Origin of the sequence: Sphingobium cupriresistens LL01, assembly GCF_001046645.1 — a bacterium.
Classification (GTDB): domain Bacteria; phylum Pseudomonadota; class Alphaproteobacteria; order Sphingomonadales; family Sphingomonadaceae; genus Sphingobium; species Sphingobium cupriresistens.
In genome coordinates, this window is sequence record NZ_KQ130438.1 from 97,163 (window position 1) to 121,854 (window position 24,692).

The following is a 24,692-nucleotide window of genomic DNA, read 5'->3' on the forward strand; positions in this document are numbered from 1 at the left end:
GCGGATTATTCCGGCAGGTGGGGGAGGACGAAGGACAGCGAGGCGCGATATTCCTCATGATCGACCTTCTTGTCGGTCGTCTGGCCGACATAGATCGCCATCAGCACATTGATGCCCTGATTGCGCAGCTTGATCGTGGCGGTGCCATCAGCGCCGGTCTTGGCCGGGGCGACTTCGTCGGGATCGTTGACATAATCCTGCATGACGGTGGCGCCGGCGACAGGCTTGCCCTTGTAATAGACGCGCACCTTCATCAGCTCGCCCATCTTCTGGGGGATGGCAAGGTCGGCGGGGACGAGTTGAAGCATGTGCCCCTCGAACAGCGGCACCGGCTTGGTCGGCACCTGCGTCAGATGGACCGCATATTTGAAATTATGCTCGGCCAGCGTGGCGGTGGGCACTTCGTCGCGGCCCTTATTGTGCCATTCGCCGTCCGGCGTCTTGCTCCAATAGCCATAGTCCATGATCGCGGCAACGGCCGCGACCGGCTCGTCGCTGTCCACCACCGGGATTGCCCCGGCGGCGCGAAGAGAGGTGGCCACCGGCGCCCAGTCGCTGTCATAGCCGGTGACGGTCTTGACCAGCGGCAGCCGCTTGACCGCGTCCAGATCGTCCGCGCCCACGCCATAGATCAGCGCCAACTGGCGCGCCCGCTGCGCGAACCAGATGCCATGGGCGCTGGCGGGCATGGCCATGGCGGCGAGGGTGACGGCGCCGACGGCCGCGGTGGCGAAGCGGGAAAAGGCCAAGTGCGAACTCCTCGATCGGGGGGTGGTCCCTTGGGATCGAGGCTATGATGACCGCACGATGGAATGTTCCGAATATGCCGAATGACTAGGTGGAAAATCTCAAAAAGAGAGGGTCGAAGACGCATTATGCGTCGTCGACCCTCTTCGGGTTACAATGGGATGACGGTCAGGCGTCTTCCAATTCCACGATGTTGACGATATGCGCCTGGGTATATTCCAGCAGCCCCGCTTCGCCCAGCTCGCCGCCCAGCCCGGACTGCTTCACCCCGCGGAAGGGGATGTTGGCGTCGATCGCCAGATGCTGGTTCACCCACACCGTGCCGGTGTCGATCTGCATCGCGATCGCCGTCGCGCGCGCCACATCCTTGCCCCACACCGTGCCTGCCAGGCCATAATCGCTGTCGTTGGCGCGGGCGATGACATCGGCGATATCGTCATATTTCATGACCGGCAGCACCGGGCCGAACTGCTCTTCCTGCACCAGCGGCGCGTCTTCGGGCAGGTCGCGCACGATGGTGGGCGCGATGAAATAGCCCGGCCGGTCCATCGGCTCGCCGCCCGCCAGCACCGTGCCGCGCGTCTTGGCGTCGGCAATCAGGGCGCTGACCTTGTCATATTGCATCTTGTTCTGCACCGGGCCGATGGTCGTGCCCTGCTTGGCGCCATCGTCGACGATCGCCTCGTTCGCCAGCTTCGCCAGCTCGTCGCAGAAATCGTCATACAGCACGCTGGGGACATAGGCGCGCTTCACTGCGACGCAAATCTGCCCGGCATTGGTCATCGCGCCCTGATAGACCTTCTTGGCCACCTGCCGCGCGTCGACATCGTCCAGCACGATCGCCGCATCATTGCCGCCCAGTTCCAGCGTCACCCGCTTCACGGTTCCGGCGGAGGAGGCCATCACCTTCTTGCCGGTCGCGGTCGATCCGGTGAAGGCGACCTTGGCGATATCCTTGTGCCCGGTCATCAGCGGCCCCAGTTCATTCTGGTCGCAGACGATGTTCAGCACGCCCGCCGGCAGGATCGCCTGCGCCAGCTCGCCGAACAACAGGGTGGTCAGCGGCGTCGTCGGCGCGGGCTTGGCGACCATCGTGTTGCCGGTGACCAATGCCGGCCCCAGCTTGTTCATCAGCAGGATCAGCGGAAAATTCCACGGCGTGATGGACGCGACCACGCCCAGCGGCGTGCGATGCTCGATCACCTTGTTGCCGCCCTCGTCCTTCAATGTCTTGGGTTCCACCCGCATCGCGGCGAAGGCGCGCAGGGTGAAGACGCTGCCCATGATCTCGTAACCGGCCTGGTCCAGCGGCTTGCCCTGTTCGGCGGTCAGCAGGCTGGCGAATTCGCCGATCCGCGCTTCCAGCGCATCGGCCAGTTTCAGGACCAGCGCGGCGCGCTCCTCCACCGGCGTTGCCGACCAGCGGGGCTGCGCGCGCTTGGCCGCCGCGATCGCGCGTTCCAGCAGCGCCTCGTCGGCATTGGGACAGGCGGCGAACGATTCTGCCGTCGCCGGGTTCACCACGTCGAACGTGCTGGCGCCCGGCGTCAGTTCGCCGTCGATCAGCATCCGAAATTCACGATCCATGAGTCGCTCTCCTTATATAGGCTGTCGCAGGCCGATCCGGACGGACACTTGGCTATCGCTTTCCGCAGCGGCTGGCTATATCCTGTATATGTGCGCCTGGGATACAATTTTGGCAAGAGGGTATCGAAACAGATGAAACAGGGGGCCGATCTCCAGACGCTCGTCGGCTATCGCGTGCAGCGTGCCAATTTGCTGATGGAAACCGACGCGCGCGCCGCGCTGTCGGATTTCGACCTGTCGCCGGCGAAGATGACTGCGCTCATCCTGATCCGCGACAATCCCGGCTGCGATCAGACCGCGCTGGGTCGCGCGCTCAGCATCAATCGGTCGAGCGCGATGAAGCTGGTCAACATCCTGGCCGACAAGGGCTTCGTGGAGCGGCGGCCGGGCCGCGACTTGCGCACCAACGCCCTGGCCCTGCTGCCCGAAGGCGCGCGCCAGCTCGAAAAGATGGTGGCTGCGGTCCGCCGGTCCGACGCTCGGATGACGCAGCGGCTGAGCGCTGATGAACTGGCGACGCTGCACGACCTGCTGGCCCGGATCGGGCCTGCGACGGGCCTATCGGATGACGAGGGCTGAACAACATGGGCTTGCGCAAAATGTATCATAGGCGCACAATCTGCGCGAACGAGGCGGCCGATTCGACCCGATAGCGCCGCGCGAAACGGGGAGATGGATGCGCGTGACCGAAGCTGTTTGCATGGATGAAACGGAAATCCTGGGTCACGGCCTGCTCTCCGCTTCGCTGGATTGCCTGCTGCGTCCCCGCTCGGTCGCGATCGTCGGCGCCTCGGACAAGCCCGGCGCGCTGGGCGCATCGGTATTGGCCAACCTCGTGCGGCAGGGTTTTGACGGAGACATCCATCTGGTCAATCCCAAGCGCACGGAGATTGGCGGGCGGCCCTGCGTCGCGTCGGTCGATGACCTGCCGGAAGGTGTCCATGTCGCTGTTCTCGCCATCCCGCGTGCCGGCGTGCTGGACACGATGCGCGGCCTTGCGCGCAAGGGCGTCGGCGCCGCCGTCATCTTCTCCGCCGGCTTTGCCGAAGATGGTCCGCAAGGGCTGGCCGACCAACAGGAAATCGCCCGCATCGCCCGCGAAAGCGGCATGGTGGTGGAGGGGCCGAATTGCCTCGGCCTCGTCAATTTCCGGGACAATGTCTCGCTGACCTTCATCGAAATGCCGGAGGCGAAGGCGCAGGGCGATCGCCGTGTCGGCATCGTGTCGCAATCGGGCGCGATGGCGGCCGTGCTGGCGACGACCATGATCCATCGCGACGTGCCCTTGAACTGCTACATCTCCACCGGCAATGAAGCGGCCAGCGGGATCGAGGATTATCTCGCCTATCTGGTCGACCAGCGCGACACCGCCGTCATTGCGCTCATCGCCGAACATGTGCGCGACCCGGCCCGCTTCCTCGCCGCCACCCGCGCGGCGCGCGACGCGGGCAAATCGGTCGTGCTGCTTCATCCTGGCCGCAGCGCGGCAGGGGCGGAAAGCGCCGCCACCCACACCGGCGCGATGGCGGGCGACCATGCGGTCATGACCGTCCATGTCCAGCGCGCGGGCGTGATTCTCGCGGACTCGCTGGAGGAACTGGGCGACATCGTCGAAATCCTCGCCCGCTCGCCCGACGCCGGGATCGGCGGGACCGGCGTCATCGCCGAATCCGGCGCGTTCAAGGCGATGATGCTCGACCTTGCCGAAGCGGTCGGCCTCGACCTGCCGAAACTCACCGACGCCGACAGCCCGGCGCTGCGCGCGGCGCTGCCCGATTTCGTCCCCGTCACCAATCCGATGGACATCACCGCCCAGGGGCTGGTCGATCCCGGCCTCTACGGCCGCACGCTCGCCGCGCTGGCGCAGGACGACCGGATCGGCACGATCCTCCTCACCCTGATCCAGACCGACACCGGCACCTCGCACATCAAGTTCAAGGCGGTTCTCGACGCGCTTGAAGCGATCGGCGAAACCAAGCCGGTCATCGTCGGCGGCGTCGATGAAGGCGGCGGCGTCTTCGCCGACGATCTCGCCGCGCTGCGGGCGGCCGGCGTCACCTATCTGCCCACCGCCGAACGCACGCTGCGCGCGCTTGCCCGCATCGCCGCCCATCGTCAGCGCGACGAGCAGGTGGCCCCGCTCGCCGCCGATCCGATCGCCGATCTGGCGCAGGTCGGCAGCAGCATCCCCGAACATCGGTCGAAGGCCATCATGGGCGCGCAGGGCATCGCCTTCCCCGCCTTCGAATTGGCCCAGAGCGCGGCCGAAGCCGTCGCCGCCGCCGATCGCCTCGGCTATCCGGTGGTCTTGAAGGCCCAGTCCCCCGAACTGCCGCACAAGAGCGATGCGGGCGGCGTCATCATCAACCTGGCCGACCCGCAAGCCGTGGCGGCCGGCTGGGACCGGCTGATGGCCAATCTCGCCGCCTCGCGCCCCGGCCTCGAACTCGACGGCGTGCTGGTGGAGGGGATGGCGGCCAAGGGCGTCGAACTGATCGTGGGCGCGCGCAACGATCCGCATTGGGGGCCGACCATCCTCGTCGGCTTCGGCGGCGTCGCGGCCGAATTGCTGCACGATGTCTGCCTGCTCCCGCCCGACCTGACCCGCGACGCGATCATCGCGCAGATCCGCACGCTGCGCATGGCGCCCTTGCTCGACGGCTTCCGCGGCGCCCCGGCGATGGACATCGGCGCGGTCGCCGATATCGTCCAGCGCCTGGGCCAGATGGTCGCCGCCACGCCGGCCATCCGCGAAGTCGATCTCAACCCGGTGATCGTCTATCCGGAGGGGCAGGGCGCCATCGCCCTGGACGCGCTGATTTCCCTATAATCCCCTCCGTTCGTTTCGAGCGAAGTCGAGAAACGAGAAGCGCCACGTCAGCCGCTTCTCGACACGCGCGAAGCGAACGGGGTTTGTTACGTCAGCGCATAATAGCGCAGCACATTCCCGTCCGCGCGCCGCTCGCCCACGCCAATGAACACATGCTTGGTCAGCCAGTCATGCTTGCCGACCGGGCATTCGAAACTGGGATTGCCGCGCAGATAATAATCCTGCTGCTCCACCGGCTCGCCGTCACCGAACGCCCAGTCGCGCAGGCGCGCCATCGTGTCGGGCTTGCGCCCCCAAAGGAAACCCCGATTGTTGAGCAGGATCAACGTGCCATCCTCCTCCTCCAGCATATAGCGCGCATCGAACACCGCGACATCGTCGGGCCGGAAATAGGCATAGTCGCCGCCCGACCCCGGCACCGCCTTGCCCTTGATCCTTGGCCCCTCGAACGTCCCGCCATCGACGTAGACGGCGCTGCGATTGCCGCCCATCGGCGTGTTGACGATGGTCTGCACCCGCGGGAATTGCAGCCGCACCTCCATCGCAAATTCCAGCCGCGGATTGTCCAGCGTCGAAAACAGATTTTCCATCAACCCAACTCCTCAATCACCCTAATTCCAGCGTCCCGCCGTCCACGAACAGATTGGCGGCGGTGATAAAACTGGCTTCCTCCGAAGCCAAGAACAGAACGGCACGCGCGACTTCCTCCGCCCGGCCCATGCGCTGCATCGGCACCGCCGCGATCATCGCCTCGCGCATGGCCTCCACATCGGCCTCGCTCATGCCCGGATTGCGGTGCAGCAGCGGCGTTTCGATCGGACCGGGGCTGACCAGGTTGACGCGAATGCCTTCACCCACCAGTTCGCCCGCAATGACCTTGAGCGCCGCATACAGCCCGCCCTTGGCTGCTGCATAGGCGGTATTGCCCGGCACGAAGGCATGGCCGCCGATCGATCCCGTCGCCACGACCGACCCGCCCCGGCCCATCAGCCGAAACGCCTTCTGGATGGCGAACACGCAGCCGCGCAGGTTGACGCCATGGACATGGTCCCAGTCGTCGGGCGTCAGGTCGCGGAAAGGCGCGAAGCCGCCCACGCCGGCATTGACGAACAGCGTATCGATCCGCCCGTCCTGCGCCGCGATGTCGCCGATCACCGCCTCCATCGCGTCCAGATCGGCGATGTCCGCGCGATACCCCCTTGCGCCGGCGATCCCGGCCACCGCCGCATCGATCGTCGCCTGGTCGCGCCCGCTGATCCGCACCGTCGCGCCTTCCGCCGCGAAGGCCTGCGCGCTCGCCAGGCCGATGCCGCTATTGCCGCCCACGACCAGCACGATCTTGTCCTTGAATCGCATCGCTGCCTCCCGGCTCAAAAGGGGGAATGGGGATTGGGGCTGTCGGCCGGCACATCCTGCACCACGTCCCAATGCTCGACGATCCTGTCGCCTTCGATGCGGAAGATATCCATCACTGCAAAGCCGGTATCGCCTGCCCACCGCCGCACATGATAATGAACGACCACATGGTCGCCATCGGCAAAGCGCCGTTTGATATCATGCACCGCATCGGGATTCTCCGCGCGCACCTTGCGCAGAAAGGCTTTCAGCGGTTCCAGCCCGGTATCGACCCACTGGTTATGCTGGATATAGTCCGCCGCGATGAAGCGGTCGGCGGCGTCGCCGTCCATCGGGATCAGCACATGGTCGAACATAGCCTGCACCAGATCCAGGTTGCGCTGTTCCTGCGCACTATAGCTCATCACCCTCTCCCTGCATTTTTCGCTGGCGTCGATCCGCCCTTTGCCCTTACGATAACGATCGTTATTAAAAGGGCAAGCGGGCAGGGGAAAAATCCCGCCCCTTCGGACAAGGGGAGAGGGCGATGGAACGCGCCGATTACGATCGCTATGCGCAGGCGTTCAACGACCGGGACTATGACACGGTGTTCGATTTCTACGCGCCGGGCGCCAGCATCCGCTTCTTCGGGGTGGACCTCGGCACCCGCGAAGCGTTCAAGCGCTTCTACGGTTTCCTCCACGCCCATGTCATCGAAACGCTCACGATCGAGCGTTTCGCGTCCAGCGCCGACCTGGTTGCGCTCGAAGGGATCATCCGGGTCGAAGGCGTCAAGGATCTCGACGCCGCTGCGCTGGCGGCGCAGGGGCTCGACCAGTTCGCCCCGATCGCGAAGGGCCAGGTCCAGGAAATGCGCCAATATATCCATTATCGTGTCGCCGACGGCAAATTCACCAGCGTCGGCTGCGCGATTGTCGGCTGAGTGACCTGCCGCACCACGCATGGCTTGACTTCACCACCGCCAGATGTCCTATCGGAAGACCATGTCGAACAGCAGCCCGCTCCGGAAACCGTCCGCGTCCTCCAAGTCGCCGCGGCCGCGCGCGGCCGAAGCCAGCCCGGCCGATACGCTGCATCGCGTCCTGCGGCTGGCGAACAAGCTGATGGCGCCTTTCTCCACTTATCTGGAACATCGCTACAAGATCAGCCTCAATGAATTTCGCCTGCTGATGCTGATCGGGCGCCACCCCAATTCGGCGAGCCATGAGCTGGCCGAAATGACCGGCGTCAATCCGATGAGCGTCTCCCGCGCGGTCGCCGCGCTGCAAAAGCATGGCCGCATCGCGGTCGAGCGCGATCCTGGCAACAAGCGGCGCAAGACGCTCATCCTGACCGACGAGGGGCAGCGCCTCTACGGCCTGATGCGCCCGCAGACGGACAAGGTGGCGACCTATCTCGTCTCTGCCCTGGCAGGGCAGGAGGTCGACATGCTCAACCAGTATCTCGACACGCTGGTCGACACGCTCGAAGCCACCGACGACAGCGGCAACAGCCGGTTCCTCGAATTCACCCGGCCCGACGGCGACGACGAGCCGACGGCCTGAGCGTTCAGGCCTGCCGCGCCAGCGCGGCGGGCAGCTCGGCCCGCAACAGGTCCAGCAGCCCGCTGATCTTGGGCAGCAGATGGCGACGCTGCGGATAGACCGCCCAGATCGGTTCGTCATCGGGCCGGAAATCGTCCAGCACTTCCTCCAGCGCGCCCGATGCGATGTGGGGCAGCAGGTAGAATTCGGGCAACTGGCATACCCCCATGCCCGCAATCGCGGCCTCCGCCACCGCGCCGCCGCTGTTGCAGCGCCACCGCCCTTTGGGCCGGATGCTCTCCGCCCGCCCGCCCCGCTGGAACCGCCACAGCGGCGACGTGCCGATCAGGCATTCGTGCCGCGACAGGTCGCCGGGCTTGGCGGGGCGCCCATGCCGGTCGAGATAGGCGGGCGCGGCGCAGGTATGGAGCCGCCGCGAGGCGATCCGGGTGCCGATCAGCCGCGATTCCGCCAGCTGTCCGGTGCGGATGGCCAGGTCATAGCCTTCGCCGACCAGGTCGACCAGCCGGTTGGTCAGGTCGATGCTGATCCGCAACTTGGCATGGCTGGACGCATAGCGCCGCACGATCGGCGCGATGAAGCGCTCGCCCATGGCGGTGGAGCAGGTGATGCGGATGTCCCCCTGCGGCTCGCCGCCCTCGCTGATCATCGCGATCGCCTCGTCCCGCTCGGCGACGATCCGGCTGCAATGGTCGAAGAAGACCCGGCCCGTATCGGTCAGCCGCACCGTCCGGGTTGTGCGGTGGAACAAAGGCGCCTGCACCCGCGCCTCCAGCGCGGCAATGGCGCGGCTCATATGGGTGGTCGACAGGCCCAGCGCCTCGGCGCCCGCCTTGAAACTGCCTGCGGCTGCGATCGCGACGAACTCGTCTATGCCTTCCCAGCGGTGCATATTGTCCCACTTCAGAAATAATGAATCCCGCAAATGCTTTCTTATCGCGCAGACGGGATATTGCTAGAGCGGGCGACACCACCGCCGCGCGGCGCGGGCTTGCACATGCCCCCGCCGATCCGGCACAGGATTTTCCGATTATCGGACCAATTCGGGAGTAGACCCATGAAGACCCGCGCCGCCGTCGCCTTCGAAGCCAGGAAACCGCTGGAGATCGTCGAACTCGACCTGGAAGGCCCCAAGGCGGGCGAGGTTCTGGTGGAGATCATGGCGACGGGAATCTGCCATACCGACGCGTACACGCTCGACGGGCTGGACAGCGAGGGCATCTTCCCCTCGGTCCTGGGCCATGAGGGCGCGGGCATCGTGCGCGAAGTCGGCCCCGGCGTCACCTCGGTCAAGCCGGGCGACCATGTCATCCCGCTCTACACCCCCGAATGCCGCCAGTGCAAAAGCTGCCTGTCGGGCAAGACCAACCTGTGCACCGCGATCCGCGCGACCCAGGGCAAGGGGCTTATGCCCGACGGCACGACCCGCTTTTCCTACAAGGGCCAGCCGATATTCCATTATATGGGCTGCTCGACCTTCTCCAATTTCACCGTCCTGCCTGAAATCGCGGTGGCGAAGATTCGCGAGGACGCGCCCTTCCAGTCGAGCTGCTATATCGGCTGCGGCGTGACCACGGGCGTGGGCGCGGTCATCAATACGGCCAAGGTGCAGGTGGGCGACAATGTCGTCATCTTCGGCCTGGGCGGCATCGGCCTTAACGTGATCCAGGGCGCACGCCTGGCTGGCGCGAACAGGATCATCGGCGTCGATATCAACCCCGACCGGGAGGAATGGGGTCGCAAGTTCGGCATGACCGACTTCCTCAACTCCAGGGGCCTGTCGCGCGAGGACACGGTGGCGAAGATCGTCGAGATGACCGACGGCGGCGCCGATTATACGTTCGACGCGACCGGCAATACCGATGTGATGCGCACCGCGCTGGAAGCCTGCCATCGCGGCTGGGGCACGTCGATCATCATCGGCGTGGCCGAAGCGGGCAAGGAGATTGCGACCCGTCCCTTCCAGCTCGTCACCGGCCGCAACTGGCGCGGCACGGCCTTCGGCGGCGCCAAGGGCCGGACCGACGTGCCCAAGATCGTCGACATGTACATGACCGGCAAGATCGAGATCGACCCGATGATCACCCATGTCATGGGTCTGGAGGAGATCAACACCGCCTTCGACCTGATGCACGCGGGCAAGAGCATCCGTTCGGTCGTCGTCTACTGATGGAGACGGTCAGCACCAATCGCGCCTTTGGCGGCGTGCAGGGCGTGTATAGGCACGCCTCCACGGCCACAGGCACGGACATGACCTTCTCGGTCTATGTGCCCCCGCATGAGCCGGGCGCGAAACTGCCGGTCGTCTGGTATCTGTCGGGGCTGACCTGCACCCACGCCAATGTGACGGACAAGGGCGAATATCGCCGTCTTTGCGCCGAACTGGGCCTCATCTTCATCGCGCCCGACACGTCGCCCCGCGGTGAGCGCGTGCCCGACGATCCCGATGACGCCTATGATTTCGGCCTGGGCGCGGGCTTCTACGTCGACGCGACGCAGCAACCCTTCGCGCAGCATTACCGCATGTGGTCCTATGTGACGGAGGAATTGCCTGCGCTGATCGCCGCTGAATTTCCCGCCGCCGACATGGCTCGCCAGTCGATCATGGGCCATTCGATGGGCGGCCATGGGGCGCTCACCATCGGCCTCACCTTCCCCGATCGGTACAAGGCCGTCTCTGCCTTCGCGCCGATCGTCGCGCCCTCACAGGTGCCCTGGGGGCACAAGGCGCTGGGCGGCTATCTGGGAGACGATCGCGCTGCCTGGCGCAAACATGACGCCGTCGCCCTGATCGAGGATGGCGCGCGTGTCGCCGACCTGCTGATGGATCAGGGCGACGCCGACACTTTCCTCGCCGAACAGCTCAAGCCACATCTGCTCGAACGGGCTTGCGCGGCGGCCGGCATCCCGCTGACGATGCGCCTGCAACCGGGCTATGACCATAGCTATTATACCATCTCGACCTTCATGGGCGATCACCTGCGCTGGCACGCCGAGCGGCTGATGCGGAACGGATAGACACTAGCATTACGTGTTCCCGCCTGTGTGAGAACACGCCATGGACTATTGGAGCCTGATGACTGAGGGTCTAACCAAACCCGTTCGTGCTGAGTAGAGACTGAGCTTGTCGAAGGCTCGTATCGAAGCATCGGCCCCCGGCGCGCATCCTTCGATACGCCACTTCGACTTCGTTCAGTGGCTACTCAGGACGAACGGATTGCGGTAAAGCGAGCGCCCTAAATGCCCCGCCGCTCACCCAGCGCCAGCATCACTACCGCCATCAGTGTGAAACTACCGCCCAGCAATCCAGCCAGCGGCAGTACGGTCATCGACGGCAGCAGCGACACTGCGCCGCTCGCCAGCGCGGTGATCGCCAGTTGCAGCGTGCCGAGCAGCCCGGTTGCTGAGCCCGCTCCGCCGCCTGCGGCGTCCAGCGCCGAAATGGCGGCCGGGGTCAGGATCAGCCCGGCCAGCGCGAAAAGCAGCATCGCATAGATCTGGAACGCGCCGATCGAGACAGCGAGCGCGACAGTTGTAAGCGCCAGCAGCGCCGTCGCCACGATCGCGATCGCCGCCGCGATCGACACCAGTCGCCGCCCGCCCAGCCGCCGCATCAGCGCCGGCGCGAATTGGGTCGCGATGATCGACGTCGCGGCATTGAGCGCCAGCAACAGGCTGTAATGATGCGCGGTGAGGCCGAAGCCCTGCGTATAGAGAAAAGGGGCGGCGGTGACGAAGGCGAAGGGAATGGTGGTCGCCAGCCCCGCCACCATCGTCCAGCCGAGAAAGGCCGGCGCGGTCAACAACCGGCGATAGCTTTCCAGCATCGGCAATTGATGCAACCGCCGTTCGGGTGGCAGCGATTCCGGCAGGAAGAGGAGGACGGCGACCAGCGCGATCACCCCGCCGCCCGCCAGCAACGCGAACAGCCCGCGCCACGCCATGCTCTGCAACAGGTAACTGCCCGCCAGCGGTGCCAGCACCGGCGATATGCCGATGATCAGGAAAGTGAAGGCCATGAGTTGCGCGGCGCGATGCCCGCTATGCCGGTCGCGGATCATTGCGCGCACGCTCGCCGTGCCCGCACATGCGCCCATCCCCTGCAGGAAACGGCAGGCGACCAACATGGGCAGGCTGGTCGCCAGCGCGCAGGCGATGGATGCGATCGCAAACAGTGCCAGCCCGCCGATCAACGGCCGCCGCCGTCCATATCGGTCGCCCAATGTGCCCAGCGGTATCTGCGCCAGCGCCAGCCCCAGGAAGAAAGCGGACAGCGTGCGCTGCACCGCGCCGCTGTCCGCCGCCATCGCGCGCGCCATCCCCGGCATGGCGGGAAGGTACAGGTCGATGGCGAAGGGGCCGAGCGAAGACAGGAAGCCGAAGGCGATGCCCAGCAACAGGCTCGGCTCACTGTCTGTCCGGCCGGCCGGGGTGGTGGCGTGCGGCATCGTCTGGTCTGTCCTCTCCGTAATTAATAACGATCGTTATATTTGTTTGCGGCTTTCCACAAGCATTTGCGTCGCCGCGGGCCGGGCGCCTTTCGATTTGCATAATGTGTCATCAGCATACAATGTGCGCGGCATAAGATAGAGAGGAACGCCACCCATGGCCGTCACATCGACTATAGCCCTGCCTGCCGATGATCCGCGCAGCATCCTGGCGGTCCAGCCGATGTGCCTGCCGCAGGTCGTAGCGATCGCCATCTGCTTCCTGCTCAATGCGCTCGACGGTTTCGACATATTGGCGGTCACCTTCGCCGCGCCCGGCATCGCGCGGCAATGGAGCATCGGTCCCGGCGCGATCGGCTTGGTCGTGTCGGCCGGGCTGGCCGGCATGGTCTTGGGTTCGCTGACGCTGGGCCAACTCGCCGATCGCATTGGCCGACGGCCGCAAATTCTCCTGTGCCTCGTCATCATGGTCAGCGGCATGTTCGCCTCGGCCTTCGCCCCCAATGTCGTGGTGCTATGCCTGCTGCGCGCTTTCACGGGCCTCGGCCTCGGCGCGGTGCTGGCGGCGGTCAACGCCGCATCGGCGGAATTCGCCAACCGCCGCCGCCGCGACCTGGCGGTCAGCATCATGGCGGCGGGCTATCCGGTCGGCGGCATCGTCGGCGGGTGGGGCGCGGCGCAATTATTGCAAAACCACGGCTGGGAATCGATCTTTTTCGCCGGCGCGGGCGCCACCGCGCTGATGGTGCCGCTCGTGCTGCTGTGCCTGCCCGAATCGGTCAGTTGGCTCGCCACCCGCCATGGCCCCGCCGCCCTGCCGCGCATCAACGCCATATTGCGCCGCCTCGGCCAGCCACAGGCCGGGCAGGTCAGAATCGTGGACGAACCCAAGGCATCGATGGGCCAGCTCTTCGCCGACCGTTACCGCGCCACCACCATCGCGCTCATCCTCATGTACGGCCTGCACATGATGACCTTCTATTATGCGCTGGGCTGGGCGCCATCGCTGGTCGTGGCGCTGGGTTTCGATCCGTCGCGGGCGACGATCGTGTCGGTGTTCATGAACATGGGCGGCGCGATTGGCGGGTTGACGCTCGGCTTCCTCTCCCCGCGCCTGGGCCTGCGCCCGCTGGTGATCGTGGGACTGGCCGGCGCGGCGGTCGCGGTCGCCGCCTTCGGCGCGGTCCCCGCCGCCATGCTGTGGCTCCAGGTGGCGGCCTTCATCCTGGGCTTCCTCGCCAACGGATCGGTGGTCGGCCTCTATGCGCTCATCGCCAATATCTATCCCACCACCTTGCGCGCGACCGGCACCGGCGCGGTGATCGGCTTTGGCCGCATGGGCGCCGCGCTCGGTCCGTTTATCGCCGGGCAATTGCTGGCCTTGGGGGCGGGCAGGGGCGCGACGTCGCTGCTGCTCGCGCTCGGCTCCGCCATCGCCGCGCTGGTCTTGCTGCTCTCCCGCCTCCGCCCGGCGGATGAGGAAACGCACCTGCCATAATAAGGATCATCGGCCTGTCCGCCGATGCATTTTCTCTCTGGTCCGCCCCAAGTTATTCGTGTAGATGAAATATTCATGGATGCGAAATCATCAGATCGCGATGTCGGCGCCCCCCTCCTGATCCTGCCTGGATTGCTGTGCGATTCCCGCATGTTTGGCGAAACGCTGGCTGTCTTCCCTGGCAGCGTCGTGGTCGATGGTTTTTACGCTGGTCGCAACCGAATCGAGGCGATGGCCGATTATGCGATCGCCCATATGCCCGACCGCTGCGCCTTGCTGGGCCATTCAATGGGCGCGCGGATAGCATTGGAAGTGGTGCGCAAGGCGCCGCATCGCGTGGAACGGCTGGCGCTGGTCGACACTGGCGTCCATCCGGTCAGGCCCGGCGAGCGCGAAAGCCGCTACCGGCTGCGCGACATCGGCCGCGCGCAAGGGATGAGCGCCTTGGTCGGCGAATGGCTACCCCCAATGATGGGCTTCGCCGCCCTGCGCAACGAAGCCCTGATGGACGCGCTTTACGCCATGGCCGTCGCCGCCGGCCTGCCCACCTTCGAAGCGCAGATCGAAGCGCTGCTGCATCGCCCCTCGGTCGATGCGCTGCTGCCGACGATCACCTGCCCGACCGTCGCCATGGTCGGCCGCCAGGACCAATGGTCCCCGGTCGCCCAGCATATATCCATCGCCGCCGCTATCCCCCACGCGCAACTGCGCGTGGTCGAAGGGGCGGGCCATATGATGCCTGCCGAAGCGCCGCGGGCGTTCAACAGACAAGTGCGGGAATGGCTCGCCAAGCCGCCCGCGCCAGATTTTCGCACACTTCCAGATCAAGTCGAAGGAGAGGTTTGAATGACTGACAAGACCCTGCAACAGCTGCTCGATGAAAAGGGCGACATCGTCGAATTCCTGCGTAACCAGCAGGTTGGTCCCAACGTCTATCCGGGCGTTCCGGGCGAATATAGCAATTGGCGCGACGAACAGCGCAGTTGGGCGGAAAGCTCGGTTCTGTTCAACCAGAGCTTCCACATGGTCGACCTGCTCGTCACCGGCCCCGGCGCGTTCGACATGCTGTCCTACCTCGCCCCCAACAGCTTCAAGGGCTTCGTGCCGAACCGCGCCAAGCAGTTCGCCCCGGTCACGCCCGAAGGCTATGTGATCGGCGACGTCATCCTCTTCTATCTGGAAGAAGAAAAGTTCGAACTGGTCGGCCGCGCCCCCTCGATCGAGTGGGTCGAATATTGGGCGTCGACCGGCAAGTGGGACGTCAAGGTGGAACGCGACGAGCGCACCGCTGCCCGCCCGCTCGACAGTCAAGGCTATCGCCGCAACTATCGCTTCCAGTTGCAGGGGCCGAACGCCATGCCGGTGCTGGAAAAGGCGATGGGCCAGACCCCGCCGGACCTCAAATTCTTCCATATGGCGCCGATCAACATCGCCGGCGTTGAAGTGCGCGCGCTGCGCCACGGCATGGCCGGCCAGCCGGGCTACGAGCTGTTTGGTCCCTGGAAGGATTATGACACTGTCCGCAACGCCCTGATCGAAGCGGGCAAGGATTATGGCCTGACGCTCTGCGGTGGACGCACCTATTCGTCCAACACGCTGGAATCGGGCTGGATTCCCTCGCCGCTGCCCGCCACCTACACCGGCGAAGGCTCGAAGGGCTTCCGCGAATGGATCGGCGAAAACAGCTATGAGGGCAAATGCTCGCTCGGCGGCAGCTTCGTCTCGGACAAGATCGAGGATTATTACCTCAATCCGTGGGAGCTGGGCTATGGCATCATGGTCAAGTTCGACCATGATTTCGTCGGCCGCGAAGCGTTGGAGAAGATCAAGGATCAGCCGCATCGTCAAAAGGTGACGCTGGCTCTGGACAACGAGGATATCGTCCGCGTCATGAGCTCGATGCTCCAGACCGGCGACAAGGCGAAGTTCCTCGAATTCCCCAGCGCCGTCTATTGTATGCACCCCTATGATGCGGTGCTCAAGGACGGGAAGACCGTCGGCCTGTCGACCTGGATCGGCTACACCATCAACGCCGGCCGCTTCCTGGCGCTGGCGATGGTCGATGCGGAATTCGCCGCACCCGGCACCGAGGTGACTTTGCTGTGGGGCGAACCCAATGGCGGCACGAGCAAGCCGACCGTCGAGCCGCACGTCCAGACCGAAATCAAGGCGATCGTCTCCTCGGTCCCTTATTCGGAAGCCGCCCGCGACAACTACGCCGACGGCTGGCGCACCAAGGCCGCCTGATAAGCTCATCTCCTGAGCGGGAGGGGACGGGGGATGCCGAAAGGCGTCCCCCTTCACCACCCTGTCGCGATCATGACGCGCCGTTGCTCAAACCGCCGGCATCTCCGCAGCGGTGAACAGGCTCACGGCCTGCTCCAGCTTGGCGATGGTCCGTCCTTCGACTTCGGCGGTGAAGCGCGGCACGGGGATCGCCAGGGCAAAGGCGCCGACCGCCACATCGTCCACCATCACCGCCATGCCCAAGCCGCAAATGCCCGGCGTATATTCCTCGCGGGTGCGGCCGATGCCGGTGGCGCGGATCTCTGCCAGTTCGGCGCGCAACTGCGCTTCATCGGTGATGCTGCTGGGGGTGAAGCTCTCCAGCCGCGTCTGCGCGAAATATCCGTCCAGCTCGGCATCGGCCATGGTGGCGAGCAGCGCCTTGCCCGCGGCCAGGCAATGGAGCGGGCTGCGCGTGCCCACGCTGATCGAATAGCGGAGCGACTGTTCCGCCGTCTCGGTCACGATCGCCTCCAGATGCCAGCCGTCGCGGATGAAGAAGGACGCCGTCTCGTTCATCTGCAACCGCAGCGACTTGACCAGCGGCCGGACCTTGTCGGCCAGCGACATGGCGATGCGCGGCGACGCCAGCCGTTCCAGCGCTGGCCCCGGCAGATAGCGCCGCCCTTCGCGGGTCAGATAGTGGCGCTCCGCCAGCGTCGCGAGCAGGTAGGACAGGCTGCTGACCGGGATCGCCAGGCCGGCGGCGATCTCCTGCGCCACCACCCCGGCAGGGCGCGCCACGACATATTCGATGATGTCGATGGTGCGCATCGCCGATTTGACGGTGGACGGCGTGGTGCCATTCATGAGCCAGCGAACCCCTGTTTAAAACGTAAGACTGCCCCGCCTTTCGGCAAAGCGCCAGCCCGCCTCTATGCGCACGAAACGGTCGTGAAAGGAACCGACTTTCGGCGCGCCCTCGCCTGTGAACAACAGCATTGCGCTTTCCCCCGTCGCTTCGCTGTCGCTCAGGACGTCGATGACGACATTGGAGCAGACATGCCGCGTCGTCCGCGCCGGCCGGGCGAGGAAAGCGGCGAGGATCGCGTCGCGCCCCTCCGTCCACTCGTCTGGCGCAGTCGGGCGCGCCATGCGGCCATCGGGCGCATAGAGCGCCGCGACATCCGCCCAGCGCCCCGCGTCATTCAGATTGGCGTAGAGCGCAACCAGACGGGCGCAATCCTGTTCGATTCCGCGGCGCTGCTCTTCTGTCACAGCCGACCTCACAGGCGCGCGTCCGCCAGGTCCGCGCCGGCGCGTAGCGACCGCAGCTTCTTCCAGGTCACCGCCGGGTCGATCTTGCCATATCCGGCGAAGGTGCCGAAGCCGCAATCGGTGCTGGCGATCACCCGGTCCTTGCCGACGATCCCGGCGAAACGCTCGATCCGCTGGGCGATCAGTTCGGGATGCTCGACATAGTTGGAACAGGTGTCGATCAGACCGGGGGCAAGGATTTTGTCGCCCGGCACTTTGGCGTCGCGCCACACCGTCCATTCATGTTCGTGGCACGGATTGGCCCCTTCGAACAAGACGGTCGCCGGGCGGGCGGCCAATATGATGTCGATCACCTTCTCCAGCGGAATGTCGTGATCGTGCGGCCCTTCATAATTGCCCCAGCAGATATGCATCCGCATCCGGTCCGCGGGGATATTGGCGGTCGCGGCATTCAGTGCTTCGACATTGGCGGCGGCGATCCTGATGAACTCCTCGTCGCTCGCATCCTGATAGCCGGTGTGGCGCGACATGGCGAGGTCGGGGCAATCGAGCTGCAGGTCGAATCCCGCCGCGACGATCGTCTCATATTCCTCCCGCATCGCATCGACCAGATCGGCCAGATAGGCTTCGTGGCTAGGATAATGGCGGTTGACCTGGAAAGCGGTGATGAGGCCGGGGGACGCGGCGTTCATGAAGGCGCGGGCGCCGGCATGACCGGCCAGCGCCGCCTTGAAACGGCGAATGTCGTCGTGCAGCGGCGCCAGCGTCACCAGCTTTACCGGGCCGATGCAGGATGCGCGGGTGAATTCCTGGCTCCCCATGATCGCCGCCAGCTTCTGCCGCAGTTCGGGCAGCGGAGCGAGGTCGGCCGCGACCTTGCGATCGATATGCCCGCCAAATCCCGACAGACGCTCGATCATATAGGTGGAATAGCCGACCTTCCCCAACTCGCCGTCGCTGACGATCGACACGCCCGCGTCGATCTGCGCCGCGACCGCGTCCGTCACCGCCTGCTGAACGGCCGTGTCGAACGCGGCGGCGTCATAGGGTTCGCCCTTGTCGCGGGCCAGCAGCAGCGGGGTCAGCGCGTCGCCGCGCGGCAGGCTGCCGACATGGGTGGTGGCTATGGACATGCATCGCTCTCCCTTGAACGAGAGACAAGTGCCATAAATTCACGAATATGGGTATATCATAAACGTGAATCGATCCCCCGTCGGGGGAGCGCAGCATCTGGACAATCGCGCCGCCATGCCTATATACCGATCGGTATGAAAATGGCAGCCGAACCCGTAACGAGAGGACGCCCCAGGGAATTCGATCCTGAGGAAGCCCTGTCGGCCGCGCTCCAGGTCTTTTGGACCCGCGGCTATGAGGGCGCGTCGCTGGCCGAACTGACCGAGGCGATGGGCATCACCAAGCCCAGCCTCTACGCCTGTTTCGGCAACAAGGAAGCTTTGTTTCACAAGGCGCTGGATCTGTATGAGCGCGACAAGCTCTGTTATATGCGCTCCGCCCTTGATGCGCCCACCGCGCGGGGTGTGGCTGAACGGTTGCTGCGCGGCACGCTGCAAATCCAGACCGGCGGCAACGATCCGCGCGCCTGTCTGGGCGTCATCAGCATGGTCGCCTGCACCACCCAGGCCGACTCGATCAAAACCGACGTGATCGCGCGTCGCGCCTCTTCTGACAAGGCGCTGGTTGAACGGCTGGAGCGCGCCAAGGCCGAAGGCGACCTGCCTGCCGGTGTCGAACCGGCCGCGATCGCGACCTATCTGACCGCGGTCATTCAGGGCATGGGCGTGCAAGCCAGCGGCGGGGCGACGCCCGCGCAACTGGAACAATTGGTCGAAACCACCATGGCGATGTGGCCCACCGTCTGAGCCGTTCCGCGTCGTTCAGCGCCAATTCATAAATTTTTACCAATCGGTACAGAAAGCGGTTGACGATATGCTGCATCGCATTATATACCGATAAGTATGAAATCCGGTTGAGGCGCAGCCTCGAAGGAGGTTCCATGTCCAATATTTGTTTATCTATTAGGCGAGTGACATCGACTTAACGGCAGCTTCGGCGCGCCGCATCTGCATCAATATCTGGTCATGCCGGACGGGGCGAACGCCCTGTTCCGTATGGCGCTGCGCATTCCGATCCCACCGCGGTTCGGGAGACGGTCCCGCTCATCCCAAACGGATGGCGCGGCCATCAAGCGCGCAATCAGGGGACGAATATCATGGCCTATATCGATTTTGCCCAACCGCTGCTCGCGGTGGGGGACGGCATCGCCTTGTCTGTCGTGCGCGACCGTATCAAGGCGACCGCCACCGGCTTTTCGCCGACCGAATGGCAAATCGTGCAACTGGCGCGCGGCGATGGCCTGGCATCGCTGCGCGAACCGGGCCTTTGGGGGCGGATCAAGACCATGGTCTTCGGGCCGCAACCGCATTTCCGGCTCGCCAGCACGCGGTTGGAAGCGCTGCGCCGGCTCGCCGTGGAAGGCTGGCATAATGGCTTTGCCGTTCGCCCGTCCGCCATCACCGATTTCCGCGACGCGGGTTTCAGCGAAGGGCAGCTTGAACTGCTCCTTTCCGCGATCACCGCCGCGCGCCACAGCATCAAGGGGACTGTCGCATGAACATGATCACAAAGATCGACGCGGACGCGCCGGCCGGTGAAATCCGCGCGGAAAAGGCGGGCAAGCGCTGGAGCGGCCGGCATGTCGCCTGGGCCGCGCTGGCGCTGGCGATCGTTGTTGGCGTAAGCTGGAAATATGCGGGACAGCCGCAGGCGCAGGCGGCCGCGCCGGTGGTGTCCGTGGGGGTCGCCGCGCCGCTGATGCGGCAGGTGGTCCAGTGGGACGATTATGTCGGTCGCTTCGCCCCCAGCCAGACGGTCGATGTCCGGCCGCGCGTGTCGGGTCCGGTGACGGCGATCCACTTCCGAGACGGCGATATCGTGCGCCAGGGCCAGTTGCTCTTCACCCTCGACCAGCGGCCTTTCCTCGCGGCGCTGGCCGAAGCCCGCGCCAACGTCGCCAGCGCGCGCAGCGGGCTGCGGCTGGCGCAGGCCGATTATGCCCGCGTCCAGCGCCTGAACGGCGATGAAGCGGTATCGGCCAGCGAGATCGATACGCTGCGCGCCCGCCTGCAAGCGGCGCAGGCGGCACTGGCCGCGGCCGACGCCCGCGCCCGGACCCGCGCGCTGGACGTGGAATTCACCCTGATCCGCGCCCCGATTTCGGGCCGTGTGTCCGACCGGAAGGTCGATATCGGCAATCTGGTGTCGGGAGCCGAAGGAGCGGGCGCCAGCCTGCTCACCACCATCAATGCGCTCGATCCCATCTATTTCAGCTTCGACGCATCCGAAGCGCTGTTCCTGAAGTCGCAGCGGGATCATGCGGATGGCCATGGCGGCGAAGTCGAAATCCGCCTGCAGGACGAATCCGATTATCGCTGGAAGGGGCGCCTCGACTTCACCGATAATGGGTTGGACCCGCGGTCGGGCACCATTCGCGGACGCGCCGTGCTCAGCAATCCCGACCTGTTCCTGACGCCCGGTCTGTTCGGCAATATGCGCCTGTCCAGCGGCGGGAAGGTCAACGCCCTGCTCGTCCCGGACGAGGCGATCCAGTCCGACCAGGCGCTCAAGACGGTGCTGGTGGTCGGCCGCGACGATGTCGTCGCCGCCAAGCCGGTGCAGCTTGGGCCGCTGGTCGACGGGCTGCGGATCATTCGTTCGGGCCTGTCGCCACAGGACAAGGTGGTCGTGGCCAATGTCCAGGCGGCCATGCCCGGTGCGAAGGTCGCGACCCGTGGGGCGTCGATCAGGGCCGTCGCCGCGCCGATCACGCCGACCGACGGGGCCGTGCCGGTCGCGTCGCAGGCGACCTTCGAGCGGTAACAACCGCCTCTTTCGGCGAACATTCCTGCCCACGATCCGACCCGTTGGATCGTGCGGCCTCCCTTTTGCTTTTCGCAAAGGACTTGCCCGATGCGTTTCTCGCGCTTTTTCATCGACCGGCCGATCTTCGCCGCTGTTATCGCGGTGGTCATCACCGTCATTGGTGCGCTGGCCTTTATCGGCCTGCCGGTCAGCCAATATCCCGACATCGTGCCCCCTACGGTCACGGTTTCCGCCCAATATCCCGGCGCATCCGCCGAAACGGTCGCGTCGACCGTGGCCGCGCCGATCGAGCAGGAAATCAACGGCGTCGATGATATGCTCTATCAGAGCAGCCAGTCGACCGGCGATGGCAAGGTGACGATCACCGTCACCTTCAAGATCGGCACCGACCTCGACGCCGCGCAGGTGCTGGTCCAGAACCGCGTCGCCGTCGCCGTGCCCCGCCTGCCCGAAGAGGTGCAGCGGCTGGGTGTGGTGACGCGCAAGACGACGCCCGAATTCCTGATGGTGGTCAATCTCCAGTCGCCCGACGGCACGTTCGACCGCAATTACCTGTCCAACTATGCGCTGACGCAGGTGCGCGACCGGCTGGCCCGCCTCGACGGCGTCGGCGATGTGCAACTGTTCGGGTCGCGCGACTATGCGATGCGCGTCTGGATCGATCCCGGCCGCGCCGCCGCGATGGACCTGACGGCGGGCGAGATCGTGTCGGCGCTGCGCGCGCAGAATGTCCAGGTGTCGGCCGGTGCGATCGGTCAGCCGCCCTATGACCGTGGTGAAGCCTTCCAGCTCGGCGTCGAGATGCAGGGCCGCCTGACCTCCCCCGACCAGTTTTCCAATATCGTGATCCGCAGCGACGCCAATGGCCGCCAGGTCCGCGTCCGCGACGTTGCCCGCGTCGAACTGGGCGCGCAGGATTATGCGATCAACACCTATCTGTCGGGTAAGCCCACCGTTGTCATCGCGGTGATGCAGCGTCCCGGCTCCAACGCGCTCGACGCGGCGGAACATGTGAAGGCGGAAATGGACCAGCTGTCCCAGCGCTTCCCCAAGGGGCTGGAATATAGCGTCATCTACAACCCGACCGAATTCATCAGCCAGTCGATCGACGCGGTCTATCACACGCTGATCGAAGCCGTGCTGCTGGTGGTGCTGGTCATCCTCGTCTTTCTACAGAACTGGCGCGCGGCAATCATCCCGATCATCGCCATCCCGGTGTCGCTGATCGGTACGGCGGCCATATTGGCGGGCCTGGGCTATTCGCTCAACAACCTGTCGCTGTTCGGGCTGGTGCTGGCGATCGGCATCGTCGTCGATGACGCGATCGTCGTGGTCGAAAATGTCGAGCGCAATATCGGTCGGGGCATGACGCCGCTGGAGGCCGCGCGCACGTCGATGGACGAAGTGTCGGGCGCGCTGGTGGCGATCGTGCTGGTGCTGTGCGCCGTGTTCGTGCCGACGCTCTTCATCACCGGCATTTCCGGCGCTTTTTACCAGCAGTTCGCGGTCACCATCTCGACCGCGACGATCATCTCGCTGATCCTCTCGCTCACCCTGTCGCCCGCCGCAGCCGCTTTGCTGCTGCATGCCAAACATGGCCCGCGCGACCGCAGCAACGACCCGCTCTGGCGGCAGAAGCTGGGCGTGGTGGTGGATGGCTTCAACACTGGTTTCGACCGGATGAGCGAGCGCTATGCGCGCCTCACCCGCTGGCTGGTGGCGCGCCCCAAAAAGATGCTGGCGACCTATGCCGGGCTGATCGTGGCGACGGCGGGCCTGTTCTGGGTGACGCCCGCAGGCTTCATCCCGTCGCAGGACCAGGGCTATTTCCTGGCCGTGGTGCAACTGCCTTCGGGCGCGTCGCTCCAACGCACGGACAAGGTGACGCGCGAGGTCGCGGACAAGATCCTGCCGATCAAGGGGCTGCGCGGCGCGGTGATGTTCGCTGGCTTCCATGGCCCGTCGCAGACCGCGGCGCCCAATTCGGCGGCGATCTACTTCCCCTTCAAGAGCTTTGCCGAACGCAAGGCGGAGGGCGTCACCTATGCCGGGATCATGGAGCAGGCGAACAAGGCGATGGCCGGCTATGACAAGGCGCGCATCCTGCTGGTGCCGCCGCCCGTCATCCAGGGCATCGGATCGGCCGGCGGCTATCGCATCATGCTGGAGGACCGGCAGGATCGTGGCTATGCCGAACTGAACAAGGTCGCGCAGGACTTCATCGCCAAGGCGAACCAGACCCCCGGCCTGTCGATGATCTACACGCTGTTCGACGTCAGCACTCCGCGCATCTACGCCGATGTCGACCGCGCCAAGGCCGACCTGCTCGGCGTCCCGCCGGAGCGCGTGTTCGAAGCGATGCAGGTCTATCTGGGGTCCGCTTTCGTCAACGACTTCAACCTGCTCGGCCGCACCTATCGCGTCACCGCGCAGGCGGATGCGCAGCATCGCGGCACCGTGGCGGATATCGCCAACCTCAAGACTCGGTCGAACGCCGGGGGCATGGTGCCGATCGGGTCCGTCGCCACCTTCCGCGACAAGACCGGCCCCTATCGCGTGGTGCGCTATAATCTGATGCCCGCGGTGGAGGTCGATGGCGACACGGCGCCCGGCTATTCGTCCGGCCAGTCGCTCACGACCATCGACAAGATGAGCGCGGCGCTGCCCGAAGGCTATGCCAGCGAATGGACCGGCATCGCCTATCAGCAGAAGAGCGCGGGCAACACCGCCGGCATCGTCTTCGGCATGGCCGTCTTCTTCGTCTTTCTGGTGCTGGCGGCGCAATATGAAAGCCTGACCTTGCCGCTGGCGATCATCCTGATCGTGCCGATGTGCCTGTTCGCCGCGATGCTGGGCATCAATCTGCGGGGCATGGACAATAATATCCTGACGCAGATCGGCCTGGTCGTGTTGATCGCCCTTGCCGCCAAGAACGCCATTCTTGTGGTGGAATTCGCCAAGCAGGCGGAGGAGGAACAGGGACTGTCGCCGGTGGAGGCCGCGGTACAGGCGGCGCAGACCCGCTTGCGCCCGATCCTGATGACCAGCTTCGCCTTCATCCTCGGCGCGGTGCCGCTGGTGATCGCGACCGGCGCGGGCGCCGAGCTGCGGCAGGCGCTGGGGACGGCGGTGTTCTTCGGCATGGCCGGTGTGACCGCCTTCGGCCTGCTCTTCACCCCCACCTTCTATGTCGTGTGCCGCGCGCTGGGCGATCGTTTCGCCCGCCGCCGGCGTCCAGAGGCCGACGCTGCCTTGCAGCCGGCCGAATGAGGAACAGA

Annotated in this window: 23 protein-coding genes; 13 read left to right on the forward strand and 10 right to left on the reverse strand. The window is 65.3% G+C overall.

Annotation, left to right across the window (positions count from 1 at the left end; all coding sequences use genetic code 11):
* Positions 1-5: 5 nt before the first annotated feature.
* Both V473_RS20390 and V473_RS20395 read right to left on the reverse strand, forming a co-directional pair.
* Positions 6-749 carry a DUF4198 domain-containing protein gene (locus V473_RS20390; RefSeq protein WP_066609143.1) on the reverse strand — a complete coding sequence of 248 codons (744 nt, stop codon included), beginning with the start codon at positions 747-749 and terminating at the stop codon, positions 6-8.
* A gap of 166 nt (positions 750-915) precedes the next feature.
* The gene (locus V473_RS20395) at positions 916-2,334 is read right to left on the reverse strand and encodes an aldehyde dehydrogenase family protein (protein ID WP_066609144.1); all 1,419 of its coding nucleotides are present in this window, start codon (positions 2,332-2,334) and stop codon (positions 916-918) included.
* A gap of 132 nt (positions 2,335-2,466) precedes the next feature.
* Between V473_RS20395 and V473_RS20400 the strand changes: the two genes are divergently transcribed.
* Entirely contained in the window at positions 2,467-2,913 is a 447-nt protein-coding gene (locus tag V473_RS20400; protein ID WP_066609221.1) for a MarR family winged helix-turn-helix transcriptional regulator, read from the forward strand.
* Between the two features lie 121 nt (positions 2,914-3,034).
* Positions 3,035-5,164, forward strand: a complete 2,130-nt coding sequence (locus V473_RS20405) for an acetate--CoA ligase family protein (RefSeq protein WP_148648482.1) — start codon at positions 3,035-3,037, stop codon at positions 5,162-5,164.
* Positions 5,165-5,250: 86 nt separating this feature from the next.
* Here the strand turns inward: V473_RS20405 and V473_RS20410 are convergent, their stop codons facing one another.
* Genes V473_RS20410 through V473_RS20420 form a run of 3 tightly spaced genes read right to left on the reverse strand, consistent with a single transcriptional unit; the run spans position 5,251 to position 6,924 of the window.
* The gene (locus V473_RS20410) at positions 5,251-5,754 is read right to left on the reverse strand and encodes a DUF3237 domain-containing protein (protein WP_066609145.1); all 504 of its coding nucleotides are present in this window, start codon (positions 5,752-5,754) and stop codon (positions 5,251-5,253) included.
* A 16-nt stretch (positions 5,755-5,770) separates the two neighbouring features.
* Positions 5,771-6,520: an SDR family oxidoreductase gene (locus V473_RS20415; protein WP_066609146.1), complete on the reverse strand. Its 750-nt coding sequence runs from the start codon at positions 6,518-6,520 to the stop codon at positions 5,771-5,773.
* Positions 6,521-6,534: 14 nt separating this feature from the next.
* Complete coding sequence (locus V473_RS20420) at positions 6,535-6,924, reverse strand: nuclear transport factor 2 family protein (RefSeq protein ID WP_066609147.1); 390 nt, start codon at positions 6,922-6,924, stop codon at positions 6,535-6,537.
* A 122-nt stretch (positions 6,925-7,046) separates the two neighbouring features.
* On the opposite strand from V473_RS20420, the gene V473_RS20425 reads away from it, so the two are divergent.
* Together V473_RS20425 and V473_RS20430 are read left to right on the forward strand one after the other, a co-directional pair.
* Entirely contained in the window at positions 7,047-7,442 is a 396-nt protein-coding gene (locus tag V473_RS20425; RefSeq protein ID WP_066609148.1) for a nuclear transport factor 2 family protein, read from the forward strand.
* Positions 7,443-7,503: 61 nt separating this feature from the next.
* On the forward strand, positions 7,504-8,064 hold the full coding sequence (locus tag V473_RS20430; RefSeq protein WP_244884565.1) for a MarR family winged helix-turn-helix transcriptional regulator: 561 nt from the start codon (positions 7,504-7,506) through the stop codon (positions 8,062-8,064).
* Between the two features lie 4 nt (positions 8,065-8,068).
* On the opposite strand, the gene V473_RS20435 is transcribed toward V473_RS20430, so the two are convergent.
* The gene (locus tag V473_RS20435) at positions 8,069-8,956 is read right to left on the reverse strand and encodes a LysR family transcriptional regulator (protein ID WP_066609150.1); all 888 of its coding nucleotides are present in this window, start codon (positions 8,954-8,956) and stop codon (positions 8,069-8,071) included.
* A gap of 165 nt (positions 8,957-9,121) precedes the next feature.
* Here V473_RS20435 and V473_RS20440 point away from each other — a divergent pair, with 165 nt between their 5' ends.
* Both V473_RS20440 and fghA read left to right on the forward strand, forming a co-directional pair.
* Entirely contained in the window at positions 9,122-10,234 is a 1,113-nt protein-coding gene (locus V473_RS20440) for an S-(hydroxymethyl)glutathione dehydrogenase/class III alcohol dehydrogenase (protein WP_066609151.1), read from the forward strand.
* Entirely contained in the window at positions 10,234-11,082 is an 849-nt protein-coding gene (gene fghA / locus V473_RS20445; protein WP_066609152.1) for an S-formylglutathione hydrolase, read from the forward strand. The genes V473_RS20440 and fghA overlap by 1 nt, the downstream gene beginning before the upstream one ends.
* Positions 11,083-11,300: 218 nt before the next feature.
* On the opposite strand, the gene V473_RS20450 is transcribed toward fghA, so the two are convergent.
* A complete protein-coding gene (locus V473_RS20450) occupies positions 11,301-12,512 on the reverse strand; it encodes a multidrug effflux MFS transporter (protein WP_066609153.1) in 1,212 nt (403 codons plus the stop codon).
* A 157-nt stretch (positions 12,513-12,669) separates the two neighbouring features.
* Here V473_RS20450 and V473_RS20455 point away from each other — a divergent pair, with 157 nt between their 5' ends.
* The 3 genes from V473_RS20455 (at position 12,670) to desA (ending at position 16,257) form a co-directional block, all read left to right on the forward strand.
* Complete coding sequence (locus V473_RS20455) at positions 12,670-14,010, forward strand: MFS transporter (RefSeq protein ID WP_066609154.1); 1,341 nt, start codon at positions 12,670-12,672, stop codon at positions 14,008-14,010.
* 75 nt (positions 14,011-14,085) lie between these two features.
* Positions 14,086-14,856, forward strand: coding sequence for an alpha/beta fold hydrolase (locus tag V473_RS20460; RefSeq protein WP_066609155.1), 771 nt, complete (start codon positions 14,086-14,088; stop codon positions 14,854-14,856).
* A complete protein-coding gene (desA, locus tag V473_RS20465) occupies positions 14,857-16,257 on the forward strand; it encodes a syringate O-demethylase (RefSeq protein ID WP_066609156.1) in 1,401 nt (466 codons plus the stop codon).
* Positions 16,258-16,344: 87 nt separating this feature from the next.
* Here the strand turns inward: desA and V473_RS20470 are convergent, their stop codons facing one another.
* From V473_RS20470 to V473_RS20480, 3 genes are read right to left on the reverse strand one after another with little or no spacing between them, the layout of a single operon-like run.
* Positions 16,345-17,106, reverse strand: a complete 762-nt coding sequence (locus V473_RS20470) for an IclR family transcriptional regulator (RefSeq protein ID WP_066609157.1) — start codon at positions 17,104-17,106, stop codon at positions 16,345-16,347.
* Between the two features lie 18 nt (positions 17,107-17,124).
* Positions 17,125-17,514, reverse strand: a complete 390-nt coding sequence (locus V473_RS20475) for a nuclear transport factor 2 family protein (RefSeq protein WP_242496052.1) — start codon at positions 17,512-17,514, stop codon at positions 17,125-17,127.
* A gap of 8 nt (positions 17,515-17,522) precedes the next feature.
* A complete protein-coding gene (locus tag V473_RS20480) occupies positions 17,523-18,647 on the reverse strand; it encodes a cobalamin-independent methionine synthase II family protein (protein WP_066609158.1) in 1,125 nt (374 codons plus the stop codon).
* Between the two features lie 135 nt (positions 18,648-18,782).
* Here V473_RS20480 and V473_RS20485 point away from each other — a divergent pair, with 135 nt between their 5' ends.
* The 4 genes from V473_RS20485 to V473_RS20500 all read left to right on the forward strand — a co-directional run bounded on the left by V473_RS20485 (position 18,783) and on the right by V473_RS20500 (position 24,684).
* Positions 18,783-19,394, forward strand: coding sequence for a TetR/AcrR family transcriptional regulator (locus V473_RS20485; protein ID WP_066609159.1), 612 nt, complete (start codon positions 18,783-18,785; stop codon positions 19,392-19,394).
* A 350-nt stretch (positions 19,395-19,744) separates the two neighbouring features.
* The gene (locus V473_RS20490) at positions 19,745-20,146 is read left to right on the forward strand and encodes a hypothetical protein (protein WP_066609160.1); all 402 of its coding nucleotides are present in this window, start codon (positions 19,745-19,747) and stop codon (positions 20,144-20,146) included.
* A complete protein-coding gene (locus V473_RS20495) occupies positions 20,143-21,411 on the forward strand; it encodes an efflux RND transporter periplasmic adaptor subunit (RefSeq protein ID WP_066609161.1) in 1,269 nt (422 codons plus the stop codon). The genes V473_RS20490 and V473_RS20495 overlap by 4 nt, the downstream gene beginning before the upstream one ends.
* Before the next feature lie 90 nt (positions 21,412-21,501).
* Complete coding sequence (locus tag V473_RS20500; protein WP_066609162.1) at positions 21,502-24,684, forward strand: efflux RND transporter permease subunit; 3,183 nt, start codon at positions 21,502-21,504, stop codon at positions 24,682-24,684.
* Positions 24,685-24,692 lie beyond the last annotated feature (8 nt).

Coding starts and splice junctions, on each gene's coding strand:
- V473_RS20405 (WP_148648482.1), top strand. CDS start 3,035: ATGGATGAAACGGAAATCCTGGGTCACGGCCTGCTCTCCGCTTCGCTG.
- V473_RS20415 (WP_066609146.1), bottom strand. CDS start 6,520: ATGCGATTCAAGGACAAGATCGTGCTGGTCGTGGGCGGCAATAGCGGC.
- V473_RS20455 (WP_066609154.1), top strand. CDS start 12,670: ATGGCCGTCACATCGACTATAGCCCTGCCTGCCGATGATCCGCGCAGC.
- V473_RS20500 (WP_066609162.1), top strand. CDS start 21,502: ATGCGTTTCTCGCGCTTTTTCATCGACCGGCCGATCTTCGCCGCTGTT.
- V473_RS20460 (WP_066609155.1), top strand. CDS start 14,086: ATGGATGCGAAATCATCAGATCGCGATGTCGGCGCCCCCCTCCTGATC.
- V473_RS20485 (WP_066609159.1), top strand. CDS start 18,783: ATGAAAATGGCAGCCGAACCCGTAACGAGAGGACGCCCCAGGGAATTC.
- V473_RS20400 (WP_066609221.1), top strand. CDS start 2,467: ATGAAACAGGGGGCCGATCTCCAGACGCTCGTCGGCTATCGCGTGCAG.
- V473_RS20490 (WP_066609160.1), top strand. CDS start 19,745: ATGGCCTATATCGATTTTGCCCAACCGCTGCTCGCGGTGGGGGACGGC.
- fghA (WP_066609152.1), top strand. CDS start 10,234: ATGGAGACGGTCAGCACCAATCGCGCCTTTGGCGGCGTGCAGGGCGTG.
- V473_RS20430 (WP_244884565.1), top strand. CDS start 7,504: ATGTCGAACAGCAGCCCGCTCCGGAAACCGTCCGCGTCCTCCAAGTCG.
- V473_RS20450 (WP_066609153.1), bottom strand. CDS start 12,512: ATGCCGCACGCCACCACCCCGGCCGGCCGGACAGACAGTGAGCCGAGC.
- V473_RS20395 (WP_066609144.1), bottom strand. CDS start 2,334: ATGGATCGTGAATTTCGGATGCTGATCGACGGCGAACTGACGCCGGGC.
- V473_RS20425 (WP_066609148.1), top strand. CDS start 7,047: ATGGAACGCGCCGATTACGATCGCTATGCGCAGGCGTTCAACGACCGG.
- V473_RS20495 (WP_066609161.1), top strand. CDS start 20,143: ATGAACATGATCACAAAGATCGACGCGGACGCGCCGGCCGGTGAAATC.
- V473_RS20420 (WP_066609147.1), bottom strand. CDS start 6,924: ATGAGCTATAGTGCGCAGGAACAGCGCAACCTGGATCTGGTGCAGGCT.
- V473_RS20480 (WP_066609158.1), bottom strand. CDS start 18,647: ATGTCCATAGCCACCACCCATGTCGGCAGCCTGCCGCGCGGCGACGCG.
- desA (WP_066609156.1), top strand. CDS start 14,857: ATGACTGACAAGACCCTGCAACAGCTGCTCGATGAAAAGGGCGACATC.
- V473_RS20410 (WP_066609145.1), bottom strand. CDS start 5,754: ATGGAAAATCTGTTTTCGACGCTGGACAATCCGCGGCTGGAATTTGCG.
- V473_RS20470 (WP_066609157.1), bottom strand. CDS start 17,106: ATGAATGGCACCACGCCGTCCACCGTCAAATCGGCGATGCGCACCATC.
- V473_RS20435 (WP_066609150.1), bottom strand. CDS start 8,956: ATGCACCGCTGGGAAGGCATAGACGAGTTCGTCGCGATCGCAGCCGCA.
- V473_RS20440 (WP_066609151.1), top strand. CDS start 9,122: ATGAAGACCCGCGCCGCCGTCGCCTTCGAAGCCAGGAAACCGCTGGAG.